General features: G+C 36.9%; 20 protein-coding genes, 2 pseudogenes and 1 riboswitch. Of the genes and pseudogenes, 14 read left to right on the forward strand and 8 right to left on the reverse strand.

What is annotated here, in order from left to right; translation table 11 throughout:
- Window positions 1-3 precede the first annotated feature (3 nt).
- The 5 genes from HRK21_RS07505 to HRK21_RS07525 all read right to left on the reverse strand — a co-directional run bounded on the left by HRK21_RS07505 (window position 4) and on the right by HRK21_RS07525 (window position 5323).
- Entirely contained in the window at window positions 4-1875 is a 1872-nt protein-coding gene (locus tag HRK21_RS07505) for a BglG family transcription antiterminator (RefSeq protein WP_070006185.1), read from the reverse strand.
- 97 nt (window positions 1876-1972) lie between these two features.
- Window positions 1973-3286, reverse strand: coding sequence for a PTS sugar transporter subunit IIC (locus HRK21_RS07510; protein WP_070006183.1), 1314 nt, complete (start codon window positions 3284-3286; stop codon window positions 1973-1975).
- Window positions 3287-3290: 4 nt separating this feature from the next.
- Complete coding sequence (locus HRK21_RS07515) at window positions 3291-3581, reverse strand: PTS sugar transporter subunit IIB (protein WP_070006181.1); 291 nt, start codon at window positions 3579-3581, stop codon at window positions 3291-3293.
- A 16-nt stretch (window positions 3582-3597) separates the two neighbouring features.
- Window positions 3598-4989: a glycoside hydrolase family 1 protein gene (locus HRK21_RS07520; RefSeq protein ID WP_070006178.1), complete on the reverse strand. Its 1392-nt coding sequence runs from the start codon at window positions 4987-4989 to the stop codon at window positions 3598-3600.
- Window positions 4982-5323, reverse strand: a complete 342-nt coding sequence (locus HRK21_RS07525; RefSeq protein ID WP_077952723.1) for a PTS sugar transporter subunit IIA — start codon at window positions 5321-5323, stop codon at window positions 4982-4984. The genes HRK21_RS07520 and HRK21_RS07525 overlap by 8 nt, the downstream gene beginning before the upstream one ends.
- 323 nt (window positions 5324-5646) lie before the next feature.
- Here HRK21_RS07525 and HRK21_RS07530 point away from each other — a divergent pair, with 323 nt between their 5' ends.
- From HRK21_RS07530 to HRK21_RS07555, 6 genes are all read left to right on the forward strand, one after another.
- Window positions 5647-6606: a restriction endonuclease gene (locus HRK21_RS07530; protein WP_070006177.1), complete on the forward strand. Its 960-nt coding sequence runs from the start codon at window positions 5647-5649 to the stop codon at window positions 6604-6606.
- A gap of 47 nt (window positions 6607-6653) precedes the next feature.
- A complete protein-coding gene (locus tag HRK21_RS07535) occupies window positions 6654-10262 on the forward strand; it encodes a DEAD/DEAH box helicase (RefSeq protein ID WP_070006175.1) in 3609 nt (1202 codons plus the stop codon).
- Between the two features lie 165 nt (window positions 10263-10427).
- On the forward strand, window positions 10428-11768 hold the full coding sequence (locus HRK21_RS07540; RefSeq protein WP_070006173.1) for a hypothetical protein: 1341 nt from the start codon (window positions 10428-10430) through the stop codon (window positions 11766-11768).
- Window positions 11769-11961: 193 nt separating this feature from the next.
- Window positions 11962-12549: a hypothetical protein gene (locus tag HRK21_RS07545; protein WP_070006171.1), complete on the forward strand. Its 588-nt coding sequence runs from the start codon at window positions 11962-11964 to the stop codon at window positions 12547-12549.
- A 96-nt stretch (window positions 12550-12645) separates the two neighbouring features.
- The gene (locus tag HRK21_RS07550; protein ID WP_070006169.1) at window positions 12646-13197 is read left to right on the forward strand and encodes a hypothetical protein; all 552 of its coding nucleotides are present in this window, start codon (window positions 12646-12648) and stop codon (window positions 13195-13197) included.
- A 135-nt stretch (window positions 13198-13332) separates the two neighbouring features.
- On the forward strand, window positions 13333-14400 hold the full coding sequence (locus HRK21_RS07555; RefSeq protein WP_070006167.1) for a threonine aldolase family protein: 1068 nt from the start codon (window positions 13333-13335) through the stop codon (window positions 14398-14400).
- 75 nt (window positions 14401-14475) lie between these two features.
- Here the strand turns inward: HRK21_RS07555 and dcm are convergent, their stop codons facing one another.
- The gene (gene dcm / locus HRK21_RS07560; protein WP_069888317.1) at window positions 14476-15690 is read right to left on the reverse strand and encodes a DNA (cytosine-5-)-methyltransferase; all 1215 of its coding nucleotides are present in this window, start codon (window positions 15688-15690) and stop codon (window positions 14476-14478) included.
- Window positions 15691-15825: 135 nt separating this feature from the next.
- On the opposite strand from dcm, the gene HRK21_RS07565 reads away from it, so the two are divergent.
- From HRK21_RS07565 to thiE, 6 genes are all read left to right on the forward strand, one after another.
- On the forward strand, window positions 15826-17310 hold the full coding sequence (locus HRK21_RS07565; protein ID WP_069888316.1) for a Sau3AI family type II restriction endonuclease: 1485 nt from the start codon (window positions 15826-15828) through the stop codon (window positions 17308-17310).
- A 57-nt stretch (window positions 17311-17367) separates the two neighbouring features.
- Window positions 17368-18153 carry a ChbG/HpnK family deacetylase gene (locus HRK21_RS07570; protein ID WP_070006165.1) on the forward strand — a complete coding sequence of 262 codons (786 nt, stop codon included), beginning with the start codon at window positions 17368-17370 and terminating at the stop codon, window positions 18151-18153.
- Window positions 18154-18183: 30 nt separating this feature from the next.
- Window positions 18184-18289: riboswitch (TPP riboswitch) on the forward strand.
- An 86-nt stretch (window positions 18290-18375) separates the two neighbouring features.
- Entirely contained in the window at window positions 18376-19050 is a 675-nt protein-coding gene (gene tenA, locus HRK21_RS07575) for a thiaminase II (RefSeq protein ID WP_070006164.1), read from the forward strand.
- On the forward strand, window positions 19043-19852 hold the full coding sequence (thiM, locus tag HRK21_RS07580) for a hydroxyethylthiazole kinase (RefSeq protein WP_069888313.1): 810 nt from the start codon (window positions 19043-19045) through the stop codon (window positions 19850-19852). The genes tenA and thiM overlap by 8 nt, the downstream gene beginning before the upstream one ends.
- Window positions 19849-20652, forward strand: a complete 804-nt coding sequence (gene thiD, locus HRK21_RS07585) for a bifunctional hydroxymethylpyrimidine kinase/phosphomethylpyrimidine kinase (RefSeq protein WP_070006163.1) — start codon at window positions 19849-19851, stop codon at window positions 20650-20652. Before thiM ends, thiD begins: the two co-directional genes overlap by 4 nt.
- Window positions 20649-21293: a thiamine phosphate synthase gene (gene thiE / locus HRK21_RS07590; protein ID WP_070006162.1), complete on the forward strand. Its 645-nt coding sequence runs from the start codon at window positions 20649-20651 to the stop codon at window positions 21291-21293. The genes thiD and thiE overlap by 4 nt, the downstream gene beginning before the upstream one ends.
- A gap of 25 nt (window positions 21294-21318) precedes the next feature.
- Here thiE and HRK21_RS07595 read toward each other — a convergent pair whose 3' ends face one another.
- Window positions 21319-22734, reverse strand: coding sequence for a glycoside hydrolase family 1 protein (locus tag HRK21_RS07595; RefSeq protein WP_003738037.1), 1416 nt, complete (start codon window positions 22732-22734; stop codon window positions 21319-21321).
- Between the two features lie 303 nt (window positions 22735-23037).
- Here HRK21_RS07595 and HRK21_RS07600 point away from each other — a divergent pair, with 303 nt between their 5' ends.
- Complete coding sequence (locus HRK21_RS07600) at window positions 23038-23697, forward strand: GAP family protein (RefSeq protein WP_003738038.1); 660 nt, start codon at window positions 23038-23040, stop codon at window positions 23695-23697.
- 147 nt (window positions 23698-23844) lie between these two features.
- Window positions 23845-24215, forward strand: a pseudogene (locus tag HRK21_RS07605) (PH domain-containing protein).
- 5 nt (window positions 24216-24220) lie between these two features.
- Here HRK21_RS07605 and HRK21_RS07610 read toward each other — a convergent pair.
- Window positions 24221-24325, reverse strand: a pseudogene (locus HRK21_RS07610) (endonuclease/exonuclease/phosphatase family protein); the annotation flags it as partial.
- Between the last annotated feature and the right edge of the window lie 96 nt (window positions 24326-24421).

Here is a 24421-nt window from a genome sequence, read left to right on the forward strand (position 1 = left end):
TGTTTAAGAATCTAGGGTTTTTTGTTCGCAAAGTTCGATAAATTGCTGGAAATCTTCTTGTTTGGCTAGTTTTTTGACGAAGCTGCGTTCGTTTAAGATGGTTACTAGTTGGCCGAATAATTCTTCAAAAGAGTTGTCGCGTTCTTCTTTCATAGTGAGTAGGAGGACGAGTTTGACGCGATTTCCGCCCCAGTCGATTGGTTTATCAAGTGAGCATACGGCGACGGCATTTTTCTTCGCGCTTCGCTGGATGGCATGCGGGATGGCGTAGTAGTTGCCGTAACAGGTGCTCGATAATTGTTCGCGCTCGAATACTTTTGCTACGTAATCGGGTTCGCAGTAGTCAAATGCAGTTAATTGCTCGCAAAGAAAGGTGATGGTTTCTTCTTTTGATTTGAAGTTTTGCTTTGGAAAGAACAGTTCTTTTTTGAAAAATTTTCTGGAAATCGATTCGGTTTTTGGCTTTTTTTCTAAAATGTGTTTGATTTTTTGCAAATCGCTCTCTGCTAAAAGCAAATCGTAGTGATAGACTGGGATGTCGGTTGTTAGGTTTAATGGCTCGGCGGTTAAAATCAAGTGAATTTCTTTGTCTAAGGTGAACTGTTTTATGTCGAAAATGGACTGGGAAACGAGTAAATCAATCGAAAAATCAGGTATTTTCTTTAGTTGATTATGAATTAAGCGTTGACTGCCTGCGCCGTATGGGGTAACTAAGAGTATCTTTCTCTTTTTGCCGTGATTGATTGTTTCCGAAGCGGACAGAAAGTGTAACGCGATATACGCAATTTCGTCATCTGGGAAAGTGATTGCGAGCTCTTTTTGAATAAAGGCAGAGGCATAAACACTGACATTGTAGATAAACGGAAATTTGTTTTTTAATTCTTCAGTGAGCGGGTTGGTTAAATATTGTTTGTGATAGGCTCTTTTGTATAGGGCTGATATATGGGCCACTAGATAGGTGGCTATTTTTTCGTCAGCTGAAAAGTCGATATGGAAATTTTGGTCCACTGCTTCAAGGAGCCGAGTGACAACGCTGCCAAAAACTTGCGCGTCAATGGTGGAAGTTGTCACTAATTTGCCGGAATAAAGCCGGGCGATATAGCTTAGTTCTTGTGTTGGAATATTGATTTGTAGTTCGGCTTCTAACGTTTCTGCTAGCTGTTCTGCCATTTCAAGGCTAGTTTTATCTTGCTCAAGTAAAGCGGTTCGTTCTATATAGCTGCCCATACTGATTCGCTCAATTAAAACAGCGATATGCAAGATGAACGAAATTGTCGAAAAATCATTCATGAAAAATTCGTTCTTTTTGTGGTACGCAATAATAAGCTCAGAAAGTTGTTTTAGATTGCAATAATCGAAGTAATCGGCGTATTTATCTAGGCTTAATTGATGGTTTTCGATTTCCTGATTGAGGAACAGGTTGAAGATGCGGCGCTTTTCTTCTTCACCGCCCTCCGTTATGAGCTCGTTGTTTTTTCTAATAATACAAAGCGACTCATCTTTTTCAGCGATAGCCGCGTTGAGCTCTTTAATAATACGAGATAACGTCGATTCACTAATAAAAAATTGGTCGGCTAAATCATAGAAATTCGTATGATCTTGTTCGATAATATGGCGTAATAATTCAAAATGTAGGTTTTCGTTATTTTTAGTTAGATTCATTTGTAAAAGTTGCTCGTTTGGTGTCAAAAAATAACCTTTTCCAGCTTTTGATGTGATGATTGTGGAACTAAATGACTGGTTAATTTGCATAATGTCATTTCGCACAGTTTTGGAAGAAACGCCTAACATTTCTGAAAGTGCTTTTGCTGTTACTGTCTTTTGGCTGTCGTTAAGCTTTTCTAACAATGAACGTTGCCTTTCTGAAATAGTCATTTTATCCCCCCTAATTCTCCCTTAACCTATTGTTATTATACAACACCAAATAGAGAAAGAGACGAGTTTTTTGTCCCAATCTCTATTTAAGTGGCTATTAATTAGCAGCAATGTTTTCTTCTTCGGCTTCTTTTTCTAAAGCGACAAGATTTTTCTCATACACTTTTAGGAATGGGTAGTACATCAGACCGTTTAAGAAAATCAGGATGAATACGAGAACGATGGCTCGCCAGTCCATGGTGGATAGAAATGCTCCAATTGGTGCGGGCATTTGCCAAGAGAAGACGGCGAACGTTTTTCCAACAATCCCGAAATACATACAAAGATACGTGATGACACCATTGAATACGGATGTGAAAATGAACGGAAAGAAGAAAATCGGATTCAGCATTAGTGGTGTTCCGAAAATTAGCGGCTCAGAAATTCCGAATATGGAAGGTAAGAAGCCGACTTTCCCGACGGTGCTTAGTTGTTTGGACTTAGAGCGCATCATTAAAAAGGCAAGTGCGAGAACGGAACCAGAACCACCAATGATAACGAAATATGTCCAGAATGGTGTCGTGAAAATATTCGTCAAATCTTGACCAGCCATTTTTTCAGCGGCGTTGATTGAAAGGTTTCCGTCACGAATTGGGCCTAGAATTCCGGCAAGTGCGGCATCGTGCACACCGAAGAACCAGAATAGGTGAACTAGGAAAATACTTAGAATCGTGAATGGTAAGCTATCGGCCGCTTTGAAACTCGGCGCCATTTTTTCATACAAGAATTGGATGGCAGTTGTGTCTAGTAGGTTGAAAATGATAAAGATAATCGAGAAAAAAGTCATTAAAATAATACCAGGAACTAAGGCTGCGAATGTCTCGGATAGTGAGGCTGGGACGCTATCGGGCATGGTTATTCGACCGACATTTTTCTTACGCATCCAGTGATAGCCTTCTACGGTAACGATGGCGACGAAAATCGAGAGTAATATTCCGCGTCCATCAAGGAAACTAATGTCGACTTCTTTGCCGTCCCAACCCATTTTGATTGGATTAAGTACGAGCATAAAGAAACCGGCGATAGAAAACATGAGTGGGCGTAAGAAATCTTCGTGATAGTGTTTGCATAAATAATACGTGATACCGACGCAAATATATAACGACATGGCGCCAAGTGTGATTCCGCTAATCCAGTTTAGGATTAAATCATATTTTTCGGCAAAGTTAGCCCAGGCAAGCAGGAAGCCATTTGTTGTATTATCAGTTACTGGAGCCGCTTTCAAAATAATCGGAATCGAACCAAACAATGTTATTGGTAGCATGGACATAAAGGCATCTCTGGTTGCTTTCAAATGGCGTTGCTGGCTAAGTTTGTTAGCCAGCGGGGAAATATATTGATCCATTTTTTCGCTAATGGTATTAAATCGCATGTTTTTATCCTCCTATTAATTTCTGGATGTCTTCGTAAACCCCTTTGCCGTCCATGATGCCGTATTTTACTGGTGAAATGGCATGGACTGGGACGCTGACGGCCTGTTTAATTTGTGGCATAAGGAAACGGATTTGAGGGCCGATAAGAACGAGATCGACACCCTCCAAATAATCGGTATACTCGGATTCACTATAAGCAGTGACGTTTAATGTATTGCCAGAAGCGGCTTCGATTTTTTTCGCAAGCATTCCTGTGGACATACCAGCATTGCAAACTAACATGATATTTTTCATTTTTCTGCTCCTTTTTTTAAAATTCTCTTCGTTTGATGAGTTTTCCCTGACTTTCAATCATTTCTTTGAACCAGTAGTAGGAAGCTTTTGGTTTTCTGATTTGGTTGTTTTCGAAATCAACTGCTACAAGTCCGTAACGCTTTTCAACTCCATTTTTCCAAGAGTAAAGGTCGAACGGGGACCAAGCGTAGTAGCCACGAACGTCACAACCAGCATCAATTGCGTTGAAAATGGCGTTAATATGGTCATTCATAAAGGCGATACGGTAGGCATCATCTACTTGTGGCACAGAAACGTCTTCGCGAACCCCAATGCCGTTTTCTGTCACATAAAGTGGTAATTGATAGCGTTCGTAAGCTTCGATTAAGCCATCTTGTAAGCCTTTTGGATAAATTTCTGTGTCCCATTCGGTTGTTTCGTTGGCAGGATCTTTCACTTGTTCGAACCAGTTTTTGATGAGAACTTTACTTTCGCCTTTTTTACCGCTGTGGTTAAATTGTAGCTGGGTTTCGCCGCCAGTGTATGGTTTAACGAGCGTGCGCGAATAGTAATTTAAGCCGATGAAGTCGACAGTGTTTTGTTTAATTGTTTGTAGTTCGTCGGTTTTCATAAAGCTGATGTCGTGCGATTTTGCTAGCTCGGCAATGAGATCGACCGGGAATTCGCCAAGTGCGGCTGTGTCGAGAATCCAGTTGTTGCAATAGTTATCAGCGTAGCGCATTGCAATTTTTGTTTCGATACTTTCATCGACACCGTTCACCGGCGTGTAGCTGTGGACAATGCCGATTTGCCCAGGATAGTTGCCTTCTTTAAAAGCCTTGACGCCTAAAGCACTCGCGTACATCACATTATAAGCCGCAATCATCGTTTTTTGCGTATCTTGATAGCCGGGCGGATAGTTGCCGATTTTATATCCGTTAGCAACAAACCATTTTGGCTCGTTAAACGTAGTCCAATTCGTGATTTTATCACCAAAATGGTCATAACAAACCTTGGCATAATGCTCGAATGCGGCACAAACGTCGTGATCCAACCAGCCACCAGTTTCTTCCCAATATTGTGGTAAATCCCAATGATAAAGTGTCACAAACGGCTCAATATCATATTTTTTACACGTATCTAGCAAGTGTTGGTAAAATTCGATCCCTTTTAAGTTGATGTCACCTTGCCTGTTTTTTATAATTCGCGGCCAAGATAAGGAAAAACGATACGAATTTTGCCCGCCTTCTTTCATCATCCGAATGTCTTCCTCGTAGCGATGGTAGTGATCGCTCGCTACATCGCCATTCTCAAGACCTGCTTCGTGCAAGTAGTAGTCCCACATCGATTCTGCCTTGCCATCCACATTCCAAGCACCTTCACATTGATAAGAGGCCGTGGCACCTCCCCATAAAAAGTTATTATTCATTAGATAAACTCCATTTCCATTGATAAATTTCTCCCAGTTCCCGAATCATTTCCACGGCAATGTCCGTAGAAGACAAGTGACCTTCCGCATGAACAAGCAGTAAATCCACCTCTCTCATTCGGTTCTCTGAAGATAGTTTTCGTAAAAGTTCCGCGTGCGCTCGGTGCGCCAGTTTAATCTCATCTTTCGCTTCAGTAATTTTCTGCGTGAAAGCGCTGATGTTTTGCAGTTTTACTTCTTTCAGTGCCTCAAAAGCACAACTTTTCGCATTCCCAGCGTGTAAGATGATCGCCATGGAATCGAGTTCTGTTGTTAGTTCGTTGCTATCTGTCACGTAAAGACCTCCTTTTGATTTGTCTTTACTATAGCTGGAAAAATGAGGGAGGTGAAATTATTATTTGCCACTTTGGAAGTGGCAAATTGGTTTAGGAGGATAATATAAATAAAGTGGCTCTTATAGGTATAAAGATGGTAAAATATAATTATGTAGATTGAAAATAAAAAACAGAAAATAAGGCTGCGGGAAACCAATTAGAGCATAAAATGAAGCTACGGGAAAAAATACCTGAATGGATTGCGGAGACTAGGCAGAGGTATAATTGATTGGAATTGTGGTCACAATAACTTACAACAATAATAGAGAAAGCGGGACCTCATATGAATAAAGACTGGACAAAATTAAAACAATCAGCGAACGGGCTACCTACATTTGATTCCATCATTCCATATATTTTGGAAGTGATGAAAAATGATGAAGAGGCAACAATTCATACTATTAGAAATAGAGTATATAAACATTTAAATATTCCAGAAGATATGAAATTGGTCACTTATCCAGAAACAAATGATTTTATCCTTGCTAATCGCTTTAGTTTTGCGTTAAGCGAACTATATAAAGCAGGGGCATTATGTCGTCTCAAAAGAGGGATATACCAAATAACCACATCTGGCAAACAATTATTAAAAATAAACGGAGATAAACTAACTAAAAAAATGTTAGAAGAAGAGCCAGATTATATTAATTACATCAAAGAATTAGCCATTCGAAACCAGCGCAAAGGAATTTCGACAAGTGTTAGTGAAGATATTGAAAAAGAAAATCCTAAAAAAGAAGTTGGTAGCATTATTGATAATATGAATAATGAAGTTTCTATTGAATTACTAGGTAAAATTCGAAATAGTAGTCCTTATTTTTTCGAGCAACTTGTTGTTGATTTACTTAGTAGAATGGGATATAGCGGGGAAGGCGGAAGTGCCAAAGTAACTAGTCGATCCAATGACGGGGGGATTGATGGTATTATTAATCAGGACCCACTTGGCACTAGTACAGTATATCTCCAAGCTAAAAGATACAAAGAAGATAATAAAATAAATCGATCGGATATACAATCATTTTATGGTGCATTAGCAAGTGTGCGAGCTGACAGAGGTGTTTTTATTACGACCTCTAGTTATACAAGTGGAGCAAAAGAATTTGCTGCTAATCAAGGTATTGTGTTAATTGACGGGATTCAATTAACAGAATTGATGCTGAAGTACAAAGTTGGAGTAGAAGCTGAAAATCAGTATACGATATTCCGGATTGATAATGATTATTTTGAGTTGAATAATATATAAAAAGAAATTTTCGTGAGATGAAGACATAGCATAAGGCGGGGGCAGTTATGAAAACAAAACAACTAAAAGCCATGGAAATTATTGAATTTTGGCGATTAATAGAATTTTTGAATCAAAAAGCGTTTCCAATACAAAACACGGAAGATAGAAAAGTACAGTTATCAAAAATGGAAGAGATAAATCAAAACAAACTAACTATTTTTGAGGAAGTAACTAATCAACAAACCATTAAAGAGAAGATTAAAGATAATGAAAAACTTAATGAACAATTGCCAATTACTAGTAGTGATTTTCATATTGTAGTTGGTCGGATGCAAAGGAAAATTATTATTGATACACTTTATCAAAAATTCAAAGGTAAAGAAACTGTTGAAAATAATGCGGAAAATATTGCTATGTTTGCATTAAAAGTTAATTCAGAAGGACTGTATATTAAAGATTCACTGCGGTTATCGCCACTATTGTGGGGAATGACGATTTGTTGTCATTATCCTGATAAACTTAAAACAAAGCTGAGGCTAGAAGAATATTATAGAACGATGGCTATCATTGAAGCAAAATTTTTTCCTGAGGATGAAGATGATAATGAGGTCACTGCTGACAAGTTAAAAGAAATATTTTATTATATTGTAAATCTATTTATAAAGAAGTATGTTTCTACTTCAAGCGCAAATTATGAAAACTACTATAATAAAATAATCTATACTCGCTTTAAAGATCAAGTGGAATATGATAAACATAATGATGTTTTGGAAGATCATAGTGAATTAATGACGAGCTTTTTTCAAAATGATTTTGAGTTAATATTAAATAATTTAAACACTGAAGAAGGTAATTATGATTTCGTTGACTATGTTACGTCACTTCATGAGGAATGCAATCATACCAAACTTGAAAAGCAGCGGAAGGATATTAGAGAAAATGATGATTTATTGAAAGAAATTCTAGACCCTTTGAATGGCCCAAAAGGAAAATGGCCTTCTAAGTATTCGCCAGTGTTAATGCAACAAGTAGCAATTAATGCGTATTTACAAAATGAAGAAAAAGTCTTTTCCGTAAATGGCCCTCCAGGAACAGGTAAGACAACTTTACTTAAGGAATTGATTGCACATAATGTAGTAGAAAGAGCGGCTCTTTTAGCAGAATATAAATACGCTGACGATGCATTTGATACAAAGACCTTTAAAGATGGTGGAAAGAGAGACGGGGGCTACGATAATTATAATAGACGTTATTATGATTTTAGAGATAGCAGTATTAATGATTTTAGTATGTTAGTTGCATCATCTAACAATGCTGCAGTTGAAAATATTACCAGGGAATTACCAGATTATGAAGGTCTAATGGGTGGAATTGATTCTCAAGAAACCGCAGAAATTAAACAATTATTTGATCAACGAAAACAGCGAACAAAGCTTTCTTTCGATGTTAAAACATGTGATTATATGAACAAAATAAAAAAAAGGCTTGTAGAAAGAAACGATGTTTATTTTACCATGCTTGCTCATCTATTAAAACATAATTATGACAACATCGGAAACAAAGAATTACTGGATGAGTGGGGATTGATATCTGCTCCTTTAGGAAAACGAGCAAATTTATCAAATTATTATTATCAGGTAATTGAGCCTATAATTCAGAGTATAACTAAGGTTGAAGAAGTGAATTATAAAGAGTTTGAAAAATGTAAGAAGGACTTTAAAAACCAATATCAAAACGTTGTTAATTTTCAACGATTTTTACATGAAAGTACAAAAATCAATGAAAAAAAGAGAGTTAAATTAGAAGCAATTGATCGGGAAAATCAACATATTTACACTGAAAGTAAAAAGTTTTTGAACCAAATTGATTACTTTAATAAAGACAAGATGAGATATGAGAATGAATTGAATCAATATGCCCCAACAATAAAACAAACTTATTTTCAGCTTGAGGTAGAAGAGAATAAGCTTCTTCTTTTAAAAAAGAAAACTAGTATTCTAAGAGAACAAATTACAGAAATAGCAAAAGAAATAATGGAATTAGAAGATCAGAGAAAGCTCCATGAGATAGTATTTAGGCGTTTTTTTAAAACACAACGGTTACTAAGTTTAGAAGAACTAAAGAGTGGACTGCTATCTTTACAAAAGGATGAAAAGTTAGCGATTTTGGTTGAGCAAAAACAACAAGAAGTAATTTCTAAACAAAAAAACATACTTTTTGAACAAAAAATGTATAAAGATAGGCTGGAAAATAAATTAAAAAAAGCACATCATGAAATCTCTCTATATGAAAAGGAAATTCAAAAAAATAGGATGAAATTGAGAGAACTTAGAGAAGACGCAAAGAATGTAGAATTAGAGAGTCAAAAAGAAATAAAAGTTTTAGAGCAAAGTGGGACTATAGCTCTTGGAGAAGCATTTTTTGCTAAACTACATGATAAAAATACGGAAACTCAATTAGAAGCGCAACTCGCAAACCCATGGGTGACAAAAGAATATGACCGAGAAAGAGAGAAATTATTCTATTTAGCTTTACAGGTGAATAAGTATTTTATTTTAACTTCAAAAAAAGTGAAGTCGAATCTAGTTAATTTGGGTTACTTGTGGAAATTCAAGAAGAATAGAGACAATGAGTTTTGTCGTTTTACAGATAATGACAGGAGGCATTGTTTTAAAGCACTACTAAATACAATTTTTCTTGTGACACCGGTTATTTCAACTACATTTGCTTCTGTTAGTAGATTTTTGGTTGATATAGAGGAGCCGGAAAGTTTAGGTCAATTAATTATTGATGAGGCTGGACAGGCTACTCCTCAAATGGCAGTTGGCGCACTTTGGCGGTTTAAGAAAGCTATTGTTGTTGGTGATCCTAAACAAGTAGAACCAGTGGTGACAGATGATGTGAGTCTTTTAATGGAGCTATTCGCTAGAGAAGAGTTTTCATGGTATAAGGGAAAGAGGATTTCCGTTCAAAGTTTTGCTGATAGTTTAAATTATATTGGGAGCTTTCTTTCTTCAAATGATCGAAGTGAAAAACAGTGGGTGGGTTGCCCGTTAGTTATTCATCGGCGATGCTTAAATCCAATGTTTGCTATTTCGAATGAATTGTCTTATGACAACACGATGCTTTATCAAACTGCTGCCCCTAAAGAAGCAGTTGAAAAAAGTTTAGTCTTTCAAAAGTCAGTTTGGATTTCTGTTGATGGTAGTGAAATTGGCAATAAAAATCATCATGTTCCTGACCAAGCAAGAAGAGCTGTAAATGTTGTTGAACGAGCATTTGAAAAGCAGCAAGGTAAAGCTGATATTTACATTATTTCTCCTTTCACATCAGTAATAAGAGGATTTGTGCAAGAAGCTAAAAAATCTTCTACGCTAAAACGTTATGGCGAATCATTATTGGATGCGTGGCTTGATACTCATTGTGGAACCGTCCATAAATTTCAAGGTAAAGAAGCAGGAGAAGTGGTCTTTTTATTAGGTTGCGATGCTAGTGCGTCTGGAGCAGTAAACTGGGTGAATGAAAATATTGTGAATGTTGCTGTTACAAGAGCTAAGTATCGATTATATGTTATTGGAGATGCAGAGATTTGGAGAAAGAATCCTTCATTACTTGTTGTGCAAAATAGGTTGGAAATAATGCAAGTTGCTAAACAGGAAATAGTGAATACGTGATTTTTGGTGGAGGGGAGACTGATGCGGAAGATGGAATGGACATTTTGAGAGTGTATATAGATAATGATATCTTTGGTATCAGCTAATTATTTTGTTTCTGGTCTAAGAAAACATCAGTAAAGCAGTATTCATTATATTTTTAAAATCATAATATAGGAGAACAACATGAAAATATCAAATAGGGTAATTTCTTTTATTAATATTTTTGTAGGGCCTTTAATTTATGTTGAAAATGCTATAGATTTTCTTCAATTAGGTAAACGAGGAAAAAGTTTAATTAAAAATATAGCTGCTTTAGTAGTTTGCAGTATTTTTTTAATGATAATATTTGTTTTCTTCTATATGCTATTTGGAATAAACATTAAGTTTATTTATTATTTATTACTCTTTATGTGTTCCTTTTGTAGTATTTTCTTTGTAATTAGAAGAAAGGAAAATTATAATTTATTAAAAATATTGAGCTGTTACTTTCTACATTTAAACTATAGATGGCAAAAATTTGAGAAAGAAAATTTGGAAAACTTGTTTATCAATGTAATACTAACATTTATATGGGGATTTTTTGTAGATTGGTTAACAAAAAAAGCTTTTTTTAGTTTGTCTATTACTAACCCAGCAATAATACAAGGGACAACTTTAGTTTTACTAATAACAACTTTATATGCTATTTATGTTCATTTTCCACAACGAGAAAAAACAAGGAAATTTAGGAAAAAAAGTATTAACCTATTAGTAATGATAGGAACAAATGTAGTACTGTCTTTTAATACGTATTACACAGTGCAAAAAACAATGACCATTAATGAAATAACATTATCGGTAATTTCTTGGACGATAGCAATAGCCCTGCTATTATTTACGTTAACAGATTTTTTAATTTATTCTATAATAAGTTATGAAATACCCTATTATATTTTAAAAGAGTATGCTAAAAAGAAAAAGGCCGCTAGAAAAAGGCAAAAGCAATTTTTGAAGACTTTAAAAGCAGAACTTGTTCAAGTTACAAAAATTCCGGAGACCATAGACTTCATTTTTTATGAGGTAAATTGGTTTTTACGTAAGAATAATTTTACTTTGAAACAATTTATCTCGAATATAATAATAATTAGCTTTATGGCTATAAGCTTCTATTATATAATTGAGAAAGAAGTGTCGAAAGGGCCCTTTTTTAAAATAATGGAAGATATTATTTTTCCATTGTTAATTGATATAGCCCCTTTTGTCTTTATTATTATTATTTTATATAGATTTGTTTTTGGGCTAATAATTTATATTCTCAACGACTACAAAAATAAAAATACTAAGGATTGGTTAGAAGCAATACAAGTGTCTTTATTAACAGTCCCAATAATCATGATGTTTATTGTAGGTTTGTTCAATTTAATCGATGCTAATATAAATCTCAAAGGTTGGGTAGAACTAAGTGCAATAATTTGGGGGATAGGAATATTTTTTGGTTTTTTACTTATATTAATCAGATATTTTAGAGTAAAGTTTCTTGAATGACAGAGATTTAAATTAGAAGTAAAGATTTATGTAATGCTAAATATATAGGCATTGTTATAAATTAGTATTGTTCTTAGAAGCTGATTTTTTATTATGATGTTTATTTTGAAAATACTCAGGAACTATAGAATAATTGTGCAAATCATATTGAAGAATCTTAATAAGAAAAAATTTAAAAAAGGAGAGCATCAAGATGAGCAAAAAGTGGATAGGTATTATTTTAGTAAGTGCATTATTTTTATTGGTAGGTTGTGGGAAAGAGCCTGTTGAGAACAAAAAAATTATTGATGATAAAGAAGTTATTAGTAGTAAATTTACAGGGAAATGGAAATTGGAAACAGTTAGTATTGGTAAGATTGATAGAACTGGTTATGGAAAAGTGAATCATGATTATAGTAGAGAATTCGAGCTTGATAGTAATGGGAAAGTAAAAGAAGTGTTAATAGATGATAACGGTGCTAAAACTTATATCTTTAAAATAAAGTCAAAAGGTAGCAACGAGTATCAAAATGATGGTTCTCTAACTGCTGAAGAAGTTTATAAATATGAAACAGAAGCCCAAAAAGAGTATGTGAAAAAAGCATTGAAATTTTTTGAAGAAACAGATTCGATTAAGCTTATCAAAAGCGAACAAAGAGGTAACGAATATTATATAGAAACCCAACAGAATAAAGGCTTTGAGTTCTTTATGAATTTAGAGGACAAAAAATTAGCTAAAGAAGCTGTTTACGAAAAAGAGAATTTTTCTAGTAAAGAAATATATATTAAAAATAAGCTATAGACGAAATTTAAAAAAAGTGGAAGTGAAGTGTTTAGGATAACATAAGGAATAGGACGGTAATACCCGTTAATTATACACAAAAAGGAGAGCAACAAGATGAGCAAAAAATTAGTAAGTATTATTTTTTTAGGGATGTTACTTTTGTTAGTAGGCTGTGGTAAAGAGATTGTTGATAGTAAATATACTGGAAAATGGAAGTTGGAATCAGTTATTGTAGGTGCTAGTGATGGGTCGGATATGAAGGATACGGGTTTGGCAAATAAAATGAGTGTTGATCTGGATATAGATGTAGATGGGAATGTAAAAGAATTATTTATAGATGATGAAGTTGCTATAACGAATTCTTATAAATTAAAACAAAAAGATGGCGATAAGTACCAATGTGATGGCCCGGTAGTTAGTAAAAAAGTGTATGGTTATGAAACAGAAAGTGAAAAAGCTTACGTACAAGAAGTCCTTAAAATGCTTGAGGCGCAGGATGATATCAAGATAACGAAAAGTGAGCAAAAAGACGATGAATATCATGTGGATACCAAAGAACAAAAAGATTATGTGATTTCTTTGGAACTGGAGAGTAAGAATTTAGTTTTGAAAAAAGTGGATGATAAAGAGAATATTTTGATTCAGGAAACGTACGAACAAAATTAAATTGTAAAAACTATTCTTTTGAGAGTTGCTCAAGAGAATAGTTTTTTATTAGCATAGTTAAATTTCCAATAGACTTATGTTCTAGGTATAATATAGATGAATTTAGAAAGTATATCGTAAAAGGAGTGAACCAAAATGACAACAACACTAAAAACCAGCTACCAAAAAACCCCATATAAGCTAGGCGGAAATGGTCCGCGCTATGTAGGTGTTCTGACAGAAGCACTTCAAAATATAGATAATAACCTAGAAAGCGATATTTACGGAAACGGCGCAGTTATTGAAAACTTTGAAACAAAAATCGCGAAAATTCTCGGGAAACAATCTGCGGTATTTTTCCCAAGTGGGACGATGGCTCAGCAAATTGCGTTGAGAATTTGGGCTGACCGGAAAGAGAATCGGCGCGTGGCATATCATCCGCTTTCGCATTTGGAGATTCATGAGCAAGATGGGCTAAAAGAATTGCAGCAAATCACGCCAATATTACTTGGTACGGCGAATCGACTTGTGACAATTGACGATATTAAAAGTCTTCGCGAGCCAGTTTCTAGTGTGCTTATCGAACTTCCTCAACGAGAAATTGGTGGGCAACTGCCTTCTTTTGAAGAGCTTGAGGAGATTTCGGATTATTGCCATGAACAGGGTATCTCGTTACATCTGGACGGGGCGCGGTTATGGGAAATTACGCCGTTTTATCAGAAGCCTGCGGAAGAAATTTGTGCGCTGTTTGATAGTGTGTATGTGTCATTTTATAAAGGGATTGGCGGGATTGCTGGGGCGATTTTGGCTGGGAATGATGATTTTGTGCAAGAGGCGAAAATCTGGAAACGGCGGTATGGCGGGGATTTGATTAGTCTGTATCCGTATATTTTGTCCGCGGATTATTATTTTGAAAAACGAATTGGGAAAATGGCGGAGTATTTTGAGGCTGCGACAGGATTGGCTGAGCGATTTAATTCGTGTTCGGGCGTGAAGACTGTGCCGGAAGTGCCGGTTTCTAATATGTTTCATGTTTATTTTGAGAAGTCGGTCGATGAGGTTGGGGCGATTTTGACGAAGATTCAGGATGAAACTGGCGTTGGGATTTCGGGGTATTTGCAGGAGAAATCGGCGGATGTTTGTGCGTTTGAGGTTTCGGTTGGGGATGCGTTTGCGGAGATACCTGGAGAGGTTTTGGATGCTGTGTTTAAACAATTAAAATAATAAAGTAAAGCTAGTCTATTTAATATATATGCTAAAAAAGAACCAGGAAATTATTTTATAATTTCCTGGTTCTTTTTATTCACAATTCATATCATAAAGTTGTTTTCCGATTCTTTCAATTACACCAGTAACTAATGCATTTCCCATACAGAAATAGCGCATTCTATCTGGCATATTAGCTGTCCAATTTGGAGGGAAACCGTTTAATGATTCACATTCTAAAGGGGTTAATATTCTGTACTTATCATCGATTTTAATTAAGTGTGTGCTTCTATTTTTTGAGCCTTCACTTGTTAACATAGTACGACCAGGTTTGTCTATATCATCAGTTTCGGACATACTTCCTTCTGAAAAAGTATACATATGTCCATCTGCAGAAATACGTTGAATTTTTTTTGCACCTCTAAGAGTTTTGAACTTTAGTATATCATCTTCATTTAAATAATATTTATCATCCACCTCAGATTCTGGCTGTAAAATGTCTTTTAATGGTATTGGTTTCTCTGATAAAGGTACAGTTTCTATGCTTGTAAATTTACCATTCCTCATTACTCCTGTATTAAATATGCTAGAAGAAAAGTTATCAGAAACTGAAACGATATCTTCTGATATAATATCAGATACGAATCTATTTTTATAAGGCTGATTTTCTATTGGAAATCCGCGAGCAAAAAGGCCATCATTGTAGATTATTTCTTCATCAGAATAATTTTGAGCTTTTTTTGCGAAGTCACTTTTATTTTTGTATACGAAAATAAAAACTCTACGCCTTTTTTGTGCTAAGCCATACTCTGCAGCATTAATTACTCGCCATTCCACTGAATAACCTAGATCATTAAAAGCAGCTAACATAATAGCGAAGTCTCTACCTCTTTGACTAGCGGGTGATTTTAATAAACGGTCAACATTTTCAAGTAACAAGAACGTAGGTTGGATAATTTTTGTTGCGCGAATAATTTCCCAGAATAAGACACCTTTCTTTCCTTGAATACCCATTCCACCTGACAAACTTCGCGCAACAGAATAGTCTTGGCAAGGAAAGCCCCCAACAATCATATCTGCATTTATATTTGCAAAGCGTTCATCACTTATTGTGGAAATATCTTCATTCAAATTTTCACTCTCAGGAAAATGATTATCATAACAATTGAAAGCATCTTGTGCTTTTCTAGAAGGTTCCCATTGATTAGACCACAATGTTTTATAATAATTTTTATTTGCCTTTTCGAGTCCGATACGAAAACCTCCGACTCCTGCAAAAAGTTCTAAAATTGTAAGTTCTTTTTTCATATACGAACATCCTTTCGCTTATATCTTTTTTATTATACTACATTTTTGCTAAAAGATCAAGATCAAAATACTAAAAAGTGCTATAATTAATTAATATTAAAAAACAGAAAATAAGAAGCTAACGGGGGAACTACAATGAAAAAAACTGATTTATATGATGTTGCAGATCCAATTGATATTGAAAGATATGCCAAAGAGCTAATAGGTAAAACTTTCAAACAAGTATTAGAAGAAAATTATACTGATAATGAAATTGTTTTTGAAGAAAAAGTAGAATATTATACTAACCCAAGAGGAAAAGGAAGTTTGGGGAATTTAATTGAGAAATATTATTTTGGGTATGAGCCAAATAGTAGCCCTGAACCAGATTTTCCAGAGGCTGGTGTAGAATTAAAAGTAACTCCATACGAAGCTTTAAAGAAAAAGGGTAAATTTAAGGCTGGAGAAAGATTAGTTGTTAGCATGATTCCTAATGACAAAGAGGTTGAGGATGAATTTAGCTCTTCTCATTTAATAAGAAAATTAAATTTAGTTTTACTTGTGTTATATTTACGGAAAAAGGGAGAAAAAAGAGTCGATTTTAAAATTGACTATGCTAAATTATTTTCCGTTACTGGAAATGCTTGCAAGGAAGACTTGCTAATAATTGAATCTGATTATAACAAAATTGTTAGTAAAATAAAGCAAGGAAAGGCACACGAGCTATCAGAAGGTGATACTGTATATCTTGGTGCATGTACTAAAGGAGCAACTGCTGAAAAAAGTTTAAAACCTCAATTTTATAATGCAGAAATACCAGCTAAAAGAAGAGCTTTTTGTCTGAAACAAGGTTATATGACTTATTTAATTAATAAGTATATTTTGGGAGATATAGATACATATGACAAGATAATAAAACAAACAGAAGACATGCAAGAGCTGAATTTTGAATCTTATGTTTTAGAAAGAATCAATAAGTTTGTTGGATGGAATGAACAAGAATTAGAAGAATTATTTGGTATTAAAAATAAAAACTCGGCCAAAAGTCACTACAGTCAATTGGCATTTGCTATGCTAGGTATAAAATCAAATAATGCAGAAGAATTTGTAAAAGCAAATATTGTAGTTAAGACAATCCGTCTTACTGAAAAAAATAGATTAGAAGAAAGCATGTCTTTTCCAACTATTAATTTCAAAGAATTTGCAGAGGAAGAATGGGAAGATTCAACCGCTTATAATTACTTTAGTGAGACCAAGTTTTTATTTGTAATTTTTAAAAATACTGAGAAAGGATATATTTTTAAAGGAGCGCAATTTTGGAATATGCCCGTTGCAGATTTAGAAACTATCGCTAAGGAAGAGTGGCTAGATGCTCAAAGAGTTATAAAAGAAGGCGTTAAGTTTAAGATAGAACCTAAACAAATAAAAAATAATTTGCTAAAAGCAAAGAAAACGAAGATATTTCATTTGAGACCGCATAGTGGTGGAAGTGTTTATGTAATAAACGGGGAAAAATATGGAAACGGAATAATAGGTAAGCATACAGATGTTTTACCTAATGGAGATATAATGACAAAACAATCATTCTGGTTAAATAAAAAATACTTGTTAAATAAAATTGATGATAAATATAAGAAGTGAATCTATATTTTATTAGGTAATTTAATTTTTCACTAAATATCGTGAAGGAGGTTCCCCATGCCAAAACTAATCATCGACGCAGACGATTTCGGTCTATCCAAAGCCATCAACCACGGCATCATCGAAAGCTACAAAACCGGCATCACAACATCCACTTTACTCATGCCGAACCTAGAAACTGCTGAGCACGCAATAGCTCTCGCAAAAGACCTTCCAGACCTATTCATCGGGCAACACACAAACTTTCTACTCGGAAAACCATGCGCGGACCCGGCGGAAATCCCGTCACTTGTCGACGAAAACGGGGAATTCCATCGTTCTAAATATTACCGGGCTAACCCAGAACTGAAATTCCAATACGAAGATGTGCGCACGGAAACTATCGCTCAAATGGAACGGTTCAAAACGCTAACTGGTCACTATCCAGAACACATCGACTGCCACTCAATCGGTGATGAAACGGTTGACCAAGCTTTCTTTGATATTGCGCGTGAGTTCGGGATTCACACCACTCTAAAATACAGCGGTGATAAAAAATGGCCAGATCAGGAAGATTATTTGCCAATTACTAAACTATTGGAATCGGGCGCACTCCCATACACAAACGGCGGTGTCTCGGTTGAGAACTTCCTTAACGATGATTTCGGATTATTAAAACTGGCGCCAAATGAAATCGCTGAGATGCATTTTGATGTCGGTTTTTTGGATCAATTTGTGCTGGATAATTCTTCTTATACGTTGATGCGGTGCCGCGAGCTTGCGACGATTTGTGACACGCGGGTGCGGGATTGGCTTAGTGAAAATGGGTTTGAGCTTATTACATTTGGGGATTTACAGCGGTAAAACTCTATGTTATGATGAACGCAACTTAATAAGAAAAACTAGGGGGGCCGATTCTGGCTGAGATTGGAAGGTAATGCTTTCTGACCCTTTGAACCTGTTTGTTAGTGCAAGCGTAGGGAAGTGAATGTGAAAGTGACCGGAAAATTTATCGCGGCTGCTGTTTCTTTGCTTATGCTAAGGGACAGTGGGCGCTTTTTTCATTGTGCAAAAGGAGGAGTTTGAGTGATTGTTAACGGTTTTCAAGAAGAAGTAGGGGATTTATGGCAAGAAACGTTGCGGCATCCATTTGTGCGGAGTTTGGCGGATGGGACGCTTGAGAAGGAGGCGTTTTACTATTATTTGCTCCAGGATGATTATTATTTGTCGCATTTTGAGAAGGTGATTGAGAAAAGTGTGGAGCAGGCGGGGACGGTGGAACTTGCTGGGGAAATGCGGCAAGTAAAGGCGCGACTTCGGCAGTCAGAGTTGTTGATGCGCGAACAGTTTTATCCGCGGGTTGGGCTAACGGAGCGCGATTTTTTCGAGCGAAAACCGGCGCCAACTGCTTATCATTATACTTCTCATCTGTACCGGATGGCGGATTTTGGCAGTTTTGGCGTGACGATTGCGGGACTTTTGCCGTGTTATGCGCTTTATGCGGATATGGGGAAAATGTACGAAGGTTCGCAAAGTTCGGAACCGTTTTATCAAGAGTTGTTGGATAGTTATGTGGATGAAAATTATCAAAAAGTGGTGCAGCAGCAGAAGCGGTTGGTGGAACAGGCGGCGAGTATGGCGGATGCGCGGGAACTTGCTCTCATGAAGCAGGCTTTTCAAATTAGTGTGGAAATGGAATGGGCGTTTTTTGATATGGCTTATAAAAAACAAAATTGGCGTGGGAGTGTGAATTATGTTTGATTTTATGACGTTGGAAAAGGTGCAAGAAAGAAGTCCATTGGTGCATAATATTACGAATATCGTGGTCGCGAATGACTCGGCGAACGGCTTGCTTGCGATTGGTGCTTCACCGATTATGGCCTCTGCGAAAGAAGAAATGGATGAACTGGCGAAAATGGCGGATGTGCTCGTAATTAATATCGGAACGCTAGACGGTGAGTTGGTGGAAGCGATGAAAATTGCTGGCCGTGCGGCAAATATTGCGGGGACGCCGGTTGTACTTGATCCGGTCGGTGTTGGCGCGACTTCATACCGTCGTAAAGTGGTGCAAGAATTGTTGGCAGAAATCCAGTTCGCGGTGATTCGTGGAAATGCAGGAGAACTTGCGGCGATTGCTGGTGAAGCTTGGAAAGCGAAAGGCGTGGATGCGGGCGTTGGCTCGGCGGATGTGCTGACTATTGCTGAAAAAGTGGCGAATGAATGGAGCACAGTTGTTATTATTAGTGGCGAAGTAGATGTGATTTCGGACGGAACTCGTTTTGCAAAAGTGGTGAATGGTAGCGCACTGCTTCCAAGAATTACTGGTTCTGGTTGTTTGCTCAGTGCAGTTTGCGGTAGTTTTATTGCCGTTCAGGATGATGCTTTTCGAGCTAGTGTCGAAGCGTGCGCGAGTTATGCGGTGGCTTCTGAGTACGCGGAAATCGAGTTAGAAAGAAAACTTCCAGGTTCATTTCGACCACAATTTTTAGATGCTCTTGCTAGTTGGTCAGTCGAAAAAACGCGTGCCAAAGCAAAAATCCAAGAAAGCGGTGAACACAAATGATTTTCCCACAAGTGTTAACAATAGCTGGTTCAGATTCTGGCGGCGGCGCAGGGATACAAGCGGACATCAAGACATTTCAAGAGCGCAAAACCTTTGGCATGTCCATCATCACGGCAATCACGGCACAAAACACGCTAGGTGTAAAAGCAGTGCATAAAATCCCAGTAGAAATGATTCGCGAACAGTGTGACGCGATTGCAGAGGATTTCCAAGTGAGCGCCGTGAAAACTGGAATGCTTGCGGATGCAGAAATTATCCGGGAAGTAGCGCGGAATATACGTTTGCACAACTTTCCAAATATCGTCATTGATCCCGTGATGATTGCAAAAGGTGGTACTGCTTTGCTTGAAAACGAGGCGACACAAGTGTTGAAAGACGAACTTTTGCCACTTGGTACGATTATTACGCCGAATATTCCAGAAGCGGAAGAAATTCTTGGAGAAAAAATCACAACCAAGGCAGAAATTGAACAAGCTGCTAAGAAAATGTTTGATTTAGGTGTAAAGGCGGTTGTTATTAAAGGTGGGCATAGCGAAATGAGTAAGGCGGCTGATTTTTACTATGATGGCGAAACGACAAAATGGCTGACGAGCGAGCGTTTTGATACGCCACATACCCACGGAACAGGTTGCACTTTTTCGGCATGTATTGCAGCTGAACTTGCGAAAGGGAATTCGCTTTTGGATAGTGTTGTGGTTGCGAAAGAGTTCATCACGAGTGCGATTAAATATCCGCTTGGCATTGGTCACGGTCATGGTCCGACCAACCATTTTGCTTACCGATTGGAGGATGGGAAATGAGAGCTGAACTAGCTGTATATTTTATCGCTGGAACGCAAGACATAGTCCGTGGAACGTTGCCAAGTGTGTTAGAAGAAGCACTAAAAGCCGGAATTACTTGTTTCCAATATCGCGAAAAAGGAGCAGGCTCACTCCAAACTGCCTCCGAAAGAAAAGAAATGGCGCTAGAATGCCAACAATTATGCGCAAAATATCAAGTGCCATTCATTATTAACGATGATGTTGCCCTAGCCCTCGAAATCGGCGCGGACGGCATCCATGTCGGGCAAAATGACGAGGAAATTCGTCAAGTTATCGCAAGTTGTGCTGGAAAAATGAAAATCGGACTTTCGGTTCATTCAGTTAGTGAAGCGGCAGAAGCTGAACGACTTGGCGCGGTGGATTACATCGGCGTAGGGCCAATTTTCCCAACGATTTCAAAAGCGGATGCAGAACCAGTGAGTGGAACGGCAATTTTGGAAGAAATTCGCCGGGCTGGAATTAATCTACCAATTGTCGGGATTGGCGGAATTAATGAAACAAATTCAGCCGAAGTTCTCACAGCAGGCGCGGACGGGGTATCGGTTATTTCAGCGATAACTCGGTCGGATGATTGCTACTTCGTTATCAAGCAATTAAAAAACCCAGGTTCTCCCTCCTAAAAGGGCAAACCTGGGTTTCTCATTTTTATAAATCTTCACCATTGGTAGCAATTACGTTCTTGTACCAATCGAAACTTTTCTTCTTATAACGATTTAGCGTACCTGTGCCGTCGTTGTTGCGATCAACATAGATAAAGCCGTAACGTTTCTTCATTTCAGCAGTGGAGGCACTTACAAGGTCAATACAGCCCCATGAAGTGTAACCCATCAGCTCAACGCCATCTTTAATCGCTTCTTTCACTTGCGATAAATGAGCGCTCAAATAATTAATACGATAGTCGTCATTTACTGTGTAGTTGCCATTTTCGTCTTTTTCTAGTTGATCGATAGCGCCAAGACCGTTTTCTACGATGAAAAGTGGTTTTTGGTATCTATCCCAGAATTCGTTTAGGACAACGCGTAAACCTTTAGGGTCGATTTGCCAACCCCATTCGGATGCTTCTAGGTAAGGGTTTTGTACGCCGCCTAGGATGTTTCCCGCGCCAGCTTTGCGTTTCGACTCGTCAGCTGTTTCAGTTGTGCTCATGTAATAGCTGAAGGAAATGAAATCTACTGTGTTTTTAAGGATTTCTAAGTCTTCTTCTGTTACGTCTAATTCAATATTATTTTCTCTGAAATAGCGTTTCATGTAGCCAGGATAAGCACCGCGAACATGGACATCAGAGAAGAAATAGTTTTTGCGCTCTGCTTCCATAACAGCGATAATATCGTCTGGGTTGGAAGTTAGCGGATAAGTTGGCATTGCTAGAACCATACAGCCGATTTGAGCTTCTGGCATGATTTCGTGACCAATTTTTGTAGCCAGCGCGCTCGCCACAAGTTCATGGTGGACTGCTTGATATAGGTCTTTTTGTGATAATTTGTCTGGGCTTGTAGAAATACCGCCACTCATGAATGGTGCGTGTAAGATGGAGTTGATTTCATTGAAAGTAAGCCAATATTTTACTTTACCTTTATAACGATTAAATACGGTGCGGACATAGTTTTCATAGAAGTCGATCATTTTTCTATTTACCCATCCGTCGTAAGTTTTCGATAAGTGAAGTGGTGTTTCATAGTGAGATAAAGTGATTAGTGGTTCGATATTATGTGCTAGAAGTTCGTCGAATAAATCATCATAAAATTGTAATCCTGCTTCGTTTGGCTCGGTTTCGTCACCATTTGGGAAGATACGGGACCAAGCGATGGAAGTACGGAAAACCTTGAAGCCCATTTCAGCAAAAAGTTTCACGTCATCTTTGTAGCGATGATAAAAGTCAATTCCTTCTAATTTTAAGTTATCTGGTGTTGGACCGTCAGTAATTTGACCGAATCCGCCTTTTGGAGTAACATCTTGAACGGAAAGTCCTTTTCCATCGACGTTGTAAGCGCCTTCGAATTGGTTTGCAGCAGCAGCTCCACCCCATAAAAAGTCGGCTGGAAATCCTGTATTTGTATGCATGTTAAAAACTCCTTTTCTACATTTTAAAGTATCTATAAAAAAAACCAAATACTTTTCTAAATACATGCAAAAAAACATGGTACTTAGAAAAATATTTGGTTATGCCCGGCTTTCGTCGGTAACATTCCGATTTATAGTTAAAATATAGCAAAAATAAGCGGGATAGTCAATGGAAACAGCCAACCGAAACTCCTTGAAAAAAAGAATTGTTTGTTAGTGGGGATTAGGGGGAATTAGGTAAATGGAACGGTGTAATGAGGAGTAAGTCCTCATTCGAAGCAAATAGATAGAGGGGGAGTCAGTGTGGGATCAGCATTTTCAGCTATTTTGTCACCGGCAGTGGGGATTTTGATTAGCCCATTTCCAATTGTAGGACTTATTTTGATTTTACTTAGCAACAAGGCTCGGATTAACAGTATTTTTTATACGGTAGGTTGGATTGTTGGGAATATTGCTATTTTCTTTATTGGTTTATTCTTAATGAGTTCAGCGGTCAGTTCGTCTGGGGACCAGTCAACCTTAGTCAAAGTAGTACTTATTGTGCTAGGAGCGTTACTTATTTTACTCGGCGCACACGATTTTACGAAACGTCCAAGAAATGGGCAAAAAGCTGCAACACCGAAATGGTTTGAAAAAATGAGCAATATTAAGCCGGGCGGAGCGATGATTTTTGCATTTGTACTTTCAGCAGTGAACCCTAAAAACATGTTACTTTCACTTACAGCAGGGGTGAGCGTTGGGGCGTTGAATTTATCCGGTGGGCAAGAAACAACGGCAACAATTATTTTTGGAGTTATCGCTTGCTGCTCAATTTATATTCCAACAATTGCGTTCTTACTAGCGGGAAGTCGTCTTAATAACGCATTAGACAGTACGCGCAAGTGGCTTATCCAAAACAATTCCGTGATTATGGCCGTGTTGTTCTTATTTATTGGTCTTAGTGTCATTAGTAAAGCATTCTGAAGTTTGAAAAGACTATTAGCACTTTAACTAGTAGTCTTTTTTATTTGTTCACAATTTTTTTGTGATAGTTACAGACGAAGAAAATATATGGCTATACTTGTCCGTTTAAAGTGGATAAGAATACATAAAACAAAAAGGATGGGTTACATATTTGACAAACTGATAGGAAAAGCTGGTATTATTACTGAATCTTCTTATGGGATCGAACGTTTTTTAGATGAGGTCGAACAAATTATTCCAATTTTTAAATTTATAAGAGATGAAGTTATTATTACTTCAAAAGGGATTTTTAACATTGATGCACAAGGTATCGCTGGGAAAAAAGTAGAATACAAATTCGTGACTTTGACTTGGAAATTGATGTCGAGGGAAAGACAGGTGTAACGCAAAATACTTCTTTTTCTGCTTCAATCGCATTAAAAGTTCATAAAAATGATGAAAGGTATGTTATAAAATTTAAAATACTAAAAGAGAAGACGGATTTCGTCTTCTTTTTTGTTATTTCCAGTCCAAATTAGCTGTGATATTTATCAAGTAATGATATTGTTAGTGTTTTACGCAATTCCCAGCTCTTTTTTCGCTCAGGGGTATCATCAAAACGAATGTTAAAAGTAGTTACACTGAACATTTTTCCACTTCCTTTTTTTCATTGCAATGTTTACAAAGAGAGTTTAGCAAATTTATGAAAACGTTTCACTGATTTGGGTTTTATGTAGTATATATG

Origin of the sequence: Listeria monocytogenes (assembly GCF_013282665.1) — a bacterium.
GTDB lineage: Bacteria > Bacillota > Bacilli > Lactobacillales > Listeriaceae > Listeria > Listeria monocytogenes_C.

Bases quoted from the DNA above. Each gene is read 5' to 3' on its own strand.
- HRK21_RS07550 (WP_070006169.1), top strand. From the start codon at position 12,646: ATGAGCAAAAAATTAGTAAGTATTATTTTTTTAGGGATGTTACTTTTG.
- HRK21_RS07515 (WP_070006181.1), bottom strand. From the start codon at position 3,581: ATGAAAAATATCATGTTAGTTTGCAATGCTGGTATGTCCACAGGAATG.
- HRK21_RS07595 (WP_003738037.1), bottom strand. From the start codon at position 22,734: ATGCATACAAATACAGGATTTCCAGCCGACTTTTTATGGGGTGGAGCT.
- HRK21_RS07530 (WP_070006177.1), top strand. From the start codon at position 5,647: ATGAATAAAGACTGGACAAAATTAAAACAATCAGCGAACGGGCTACCT.
- HRK21_RS07565 (WP_069888316.1), top strand. From the start codon at position 15,826: ATGAAAAAAACTGATTTATATGATGTTGCAGATCCAATTGATATTGAA.
- HRK21_RS07505 (WP_070006185.1), bottom strand. From the start codon at position 1,875: ATGACTATTTCAGAAAGGCAACGTTCATTGTTAGAAAAGCTTAACGAC.
- HRK21_RS07540 (WP_070006173.1), top strand. From the start codon at position 10,428: ATGAAAATATCAAATAGGGTAATTTCTTTTATTAATATTTTTGTAGGG.
- HRK21_RS07510 (WP_070006183.1), bottom strand. From the start codon at position 3,286: ATGCGATTTAATACCATTAGCGAAAAAATGGATCAATATATTTCCCCG.
- HRK21_RS07555 (WP_070006167.1), top strand. From the start codon at position 13,333: ATGACAACAACACTAAAAACCAGCTACCAAAAAACCCCATATAAGCTA.
- dcm (WP_069888317.1), bottom strand. From the start codon at position 15,690: ATGAAAAAAGAACTTACAATTTTAGAACTTTTTGCAGGAGTCGGAGGT.
- HRK21_RS07570 (WP_070006165.1), top strand. From the start codon at position 17,368: ATGCCAAAACTAATCATCGACGCAGACGATTTCGGTCTATCCAAAGCC.
- thiE (WP_070006162.1), top strand. From the start codon at position 20,649: ATGAGAGCTGAACTAGCTGTATATTTTATCGCTGGAACGCAAGACATA.
- HRK21_RS07535 (WP_070006175.1), top strand. From the start codon at position 6,654: ATGAAAACAAAACAACTAAAAGCCATGGAAATTATTGAATTTTGGCGA.
- HRK21_RS07520 (WP_070006178.1), bottom strand. From the start codon at position 4,989: ATGAATAATAACTTTTTATGGGGAGGTGCCACGGCCTCTTATCAATGT.
- thiM (WP_069888313.1), top strand. From the start codon at position 19,043: ATGTTTGATTTTATGACGTTGGAAAAGGTGCAAGAAAGAAGTCCATTG.
- thiD (WP_070006163.1), top strand. From the start codon at position 19,849: ATGATTTTCCCACAAGTGTTAACAATAGCTGGTTCAGATTCTGGCGGC.
- HRK21_RS07545 (WP_070006171.1), top strand. From the start codon at position 11,962: ATGAGCAAAAAGTGGATAGGTATTATTTTAGTAAGTGCATTATTTTTA.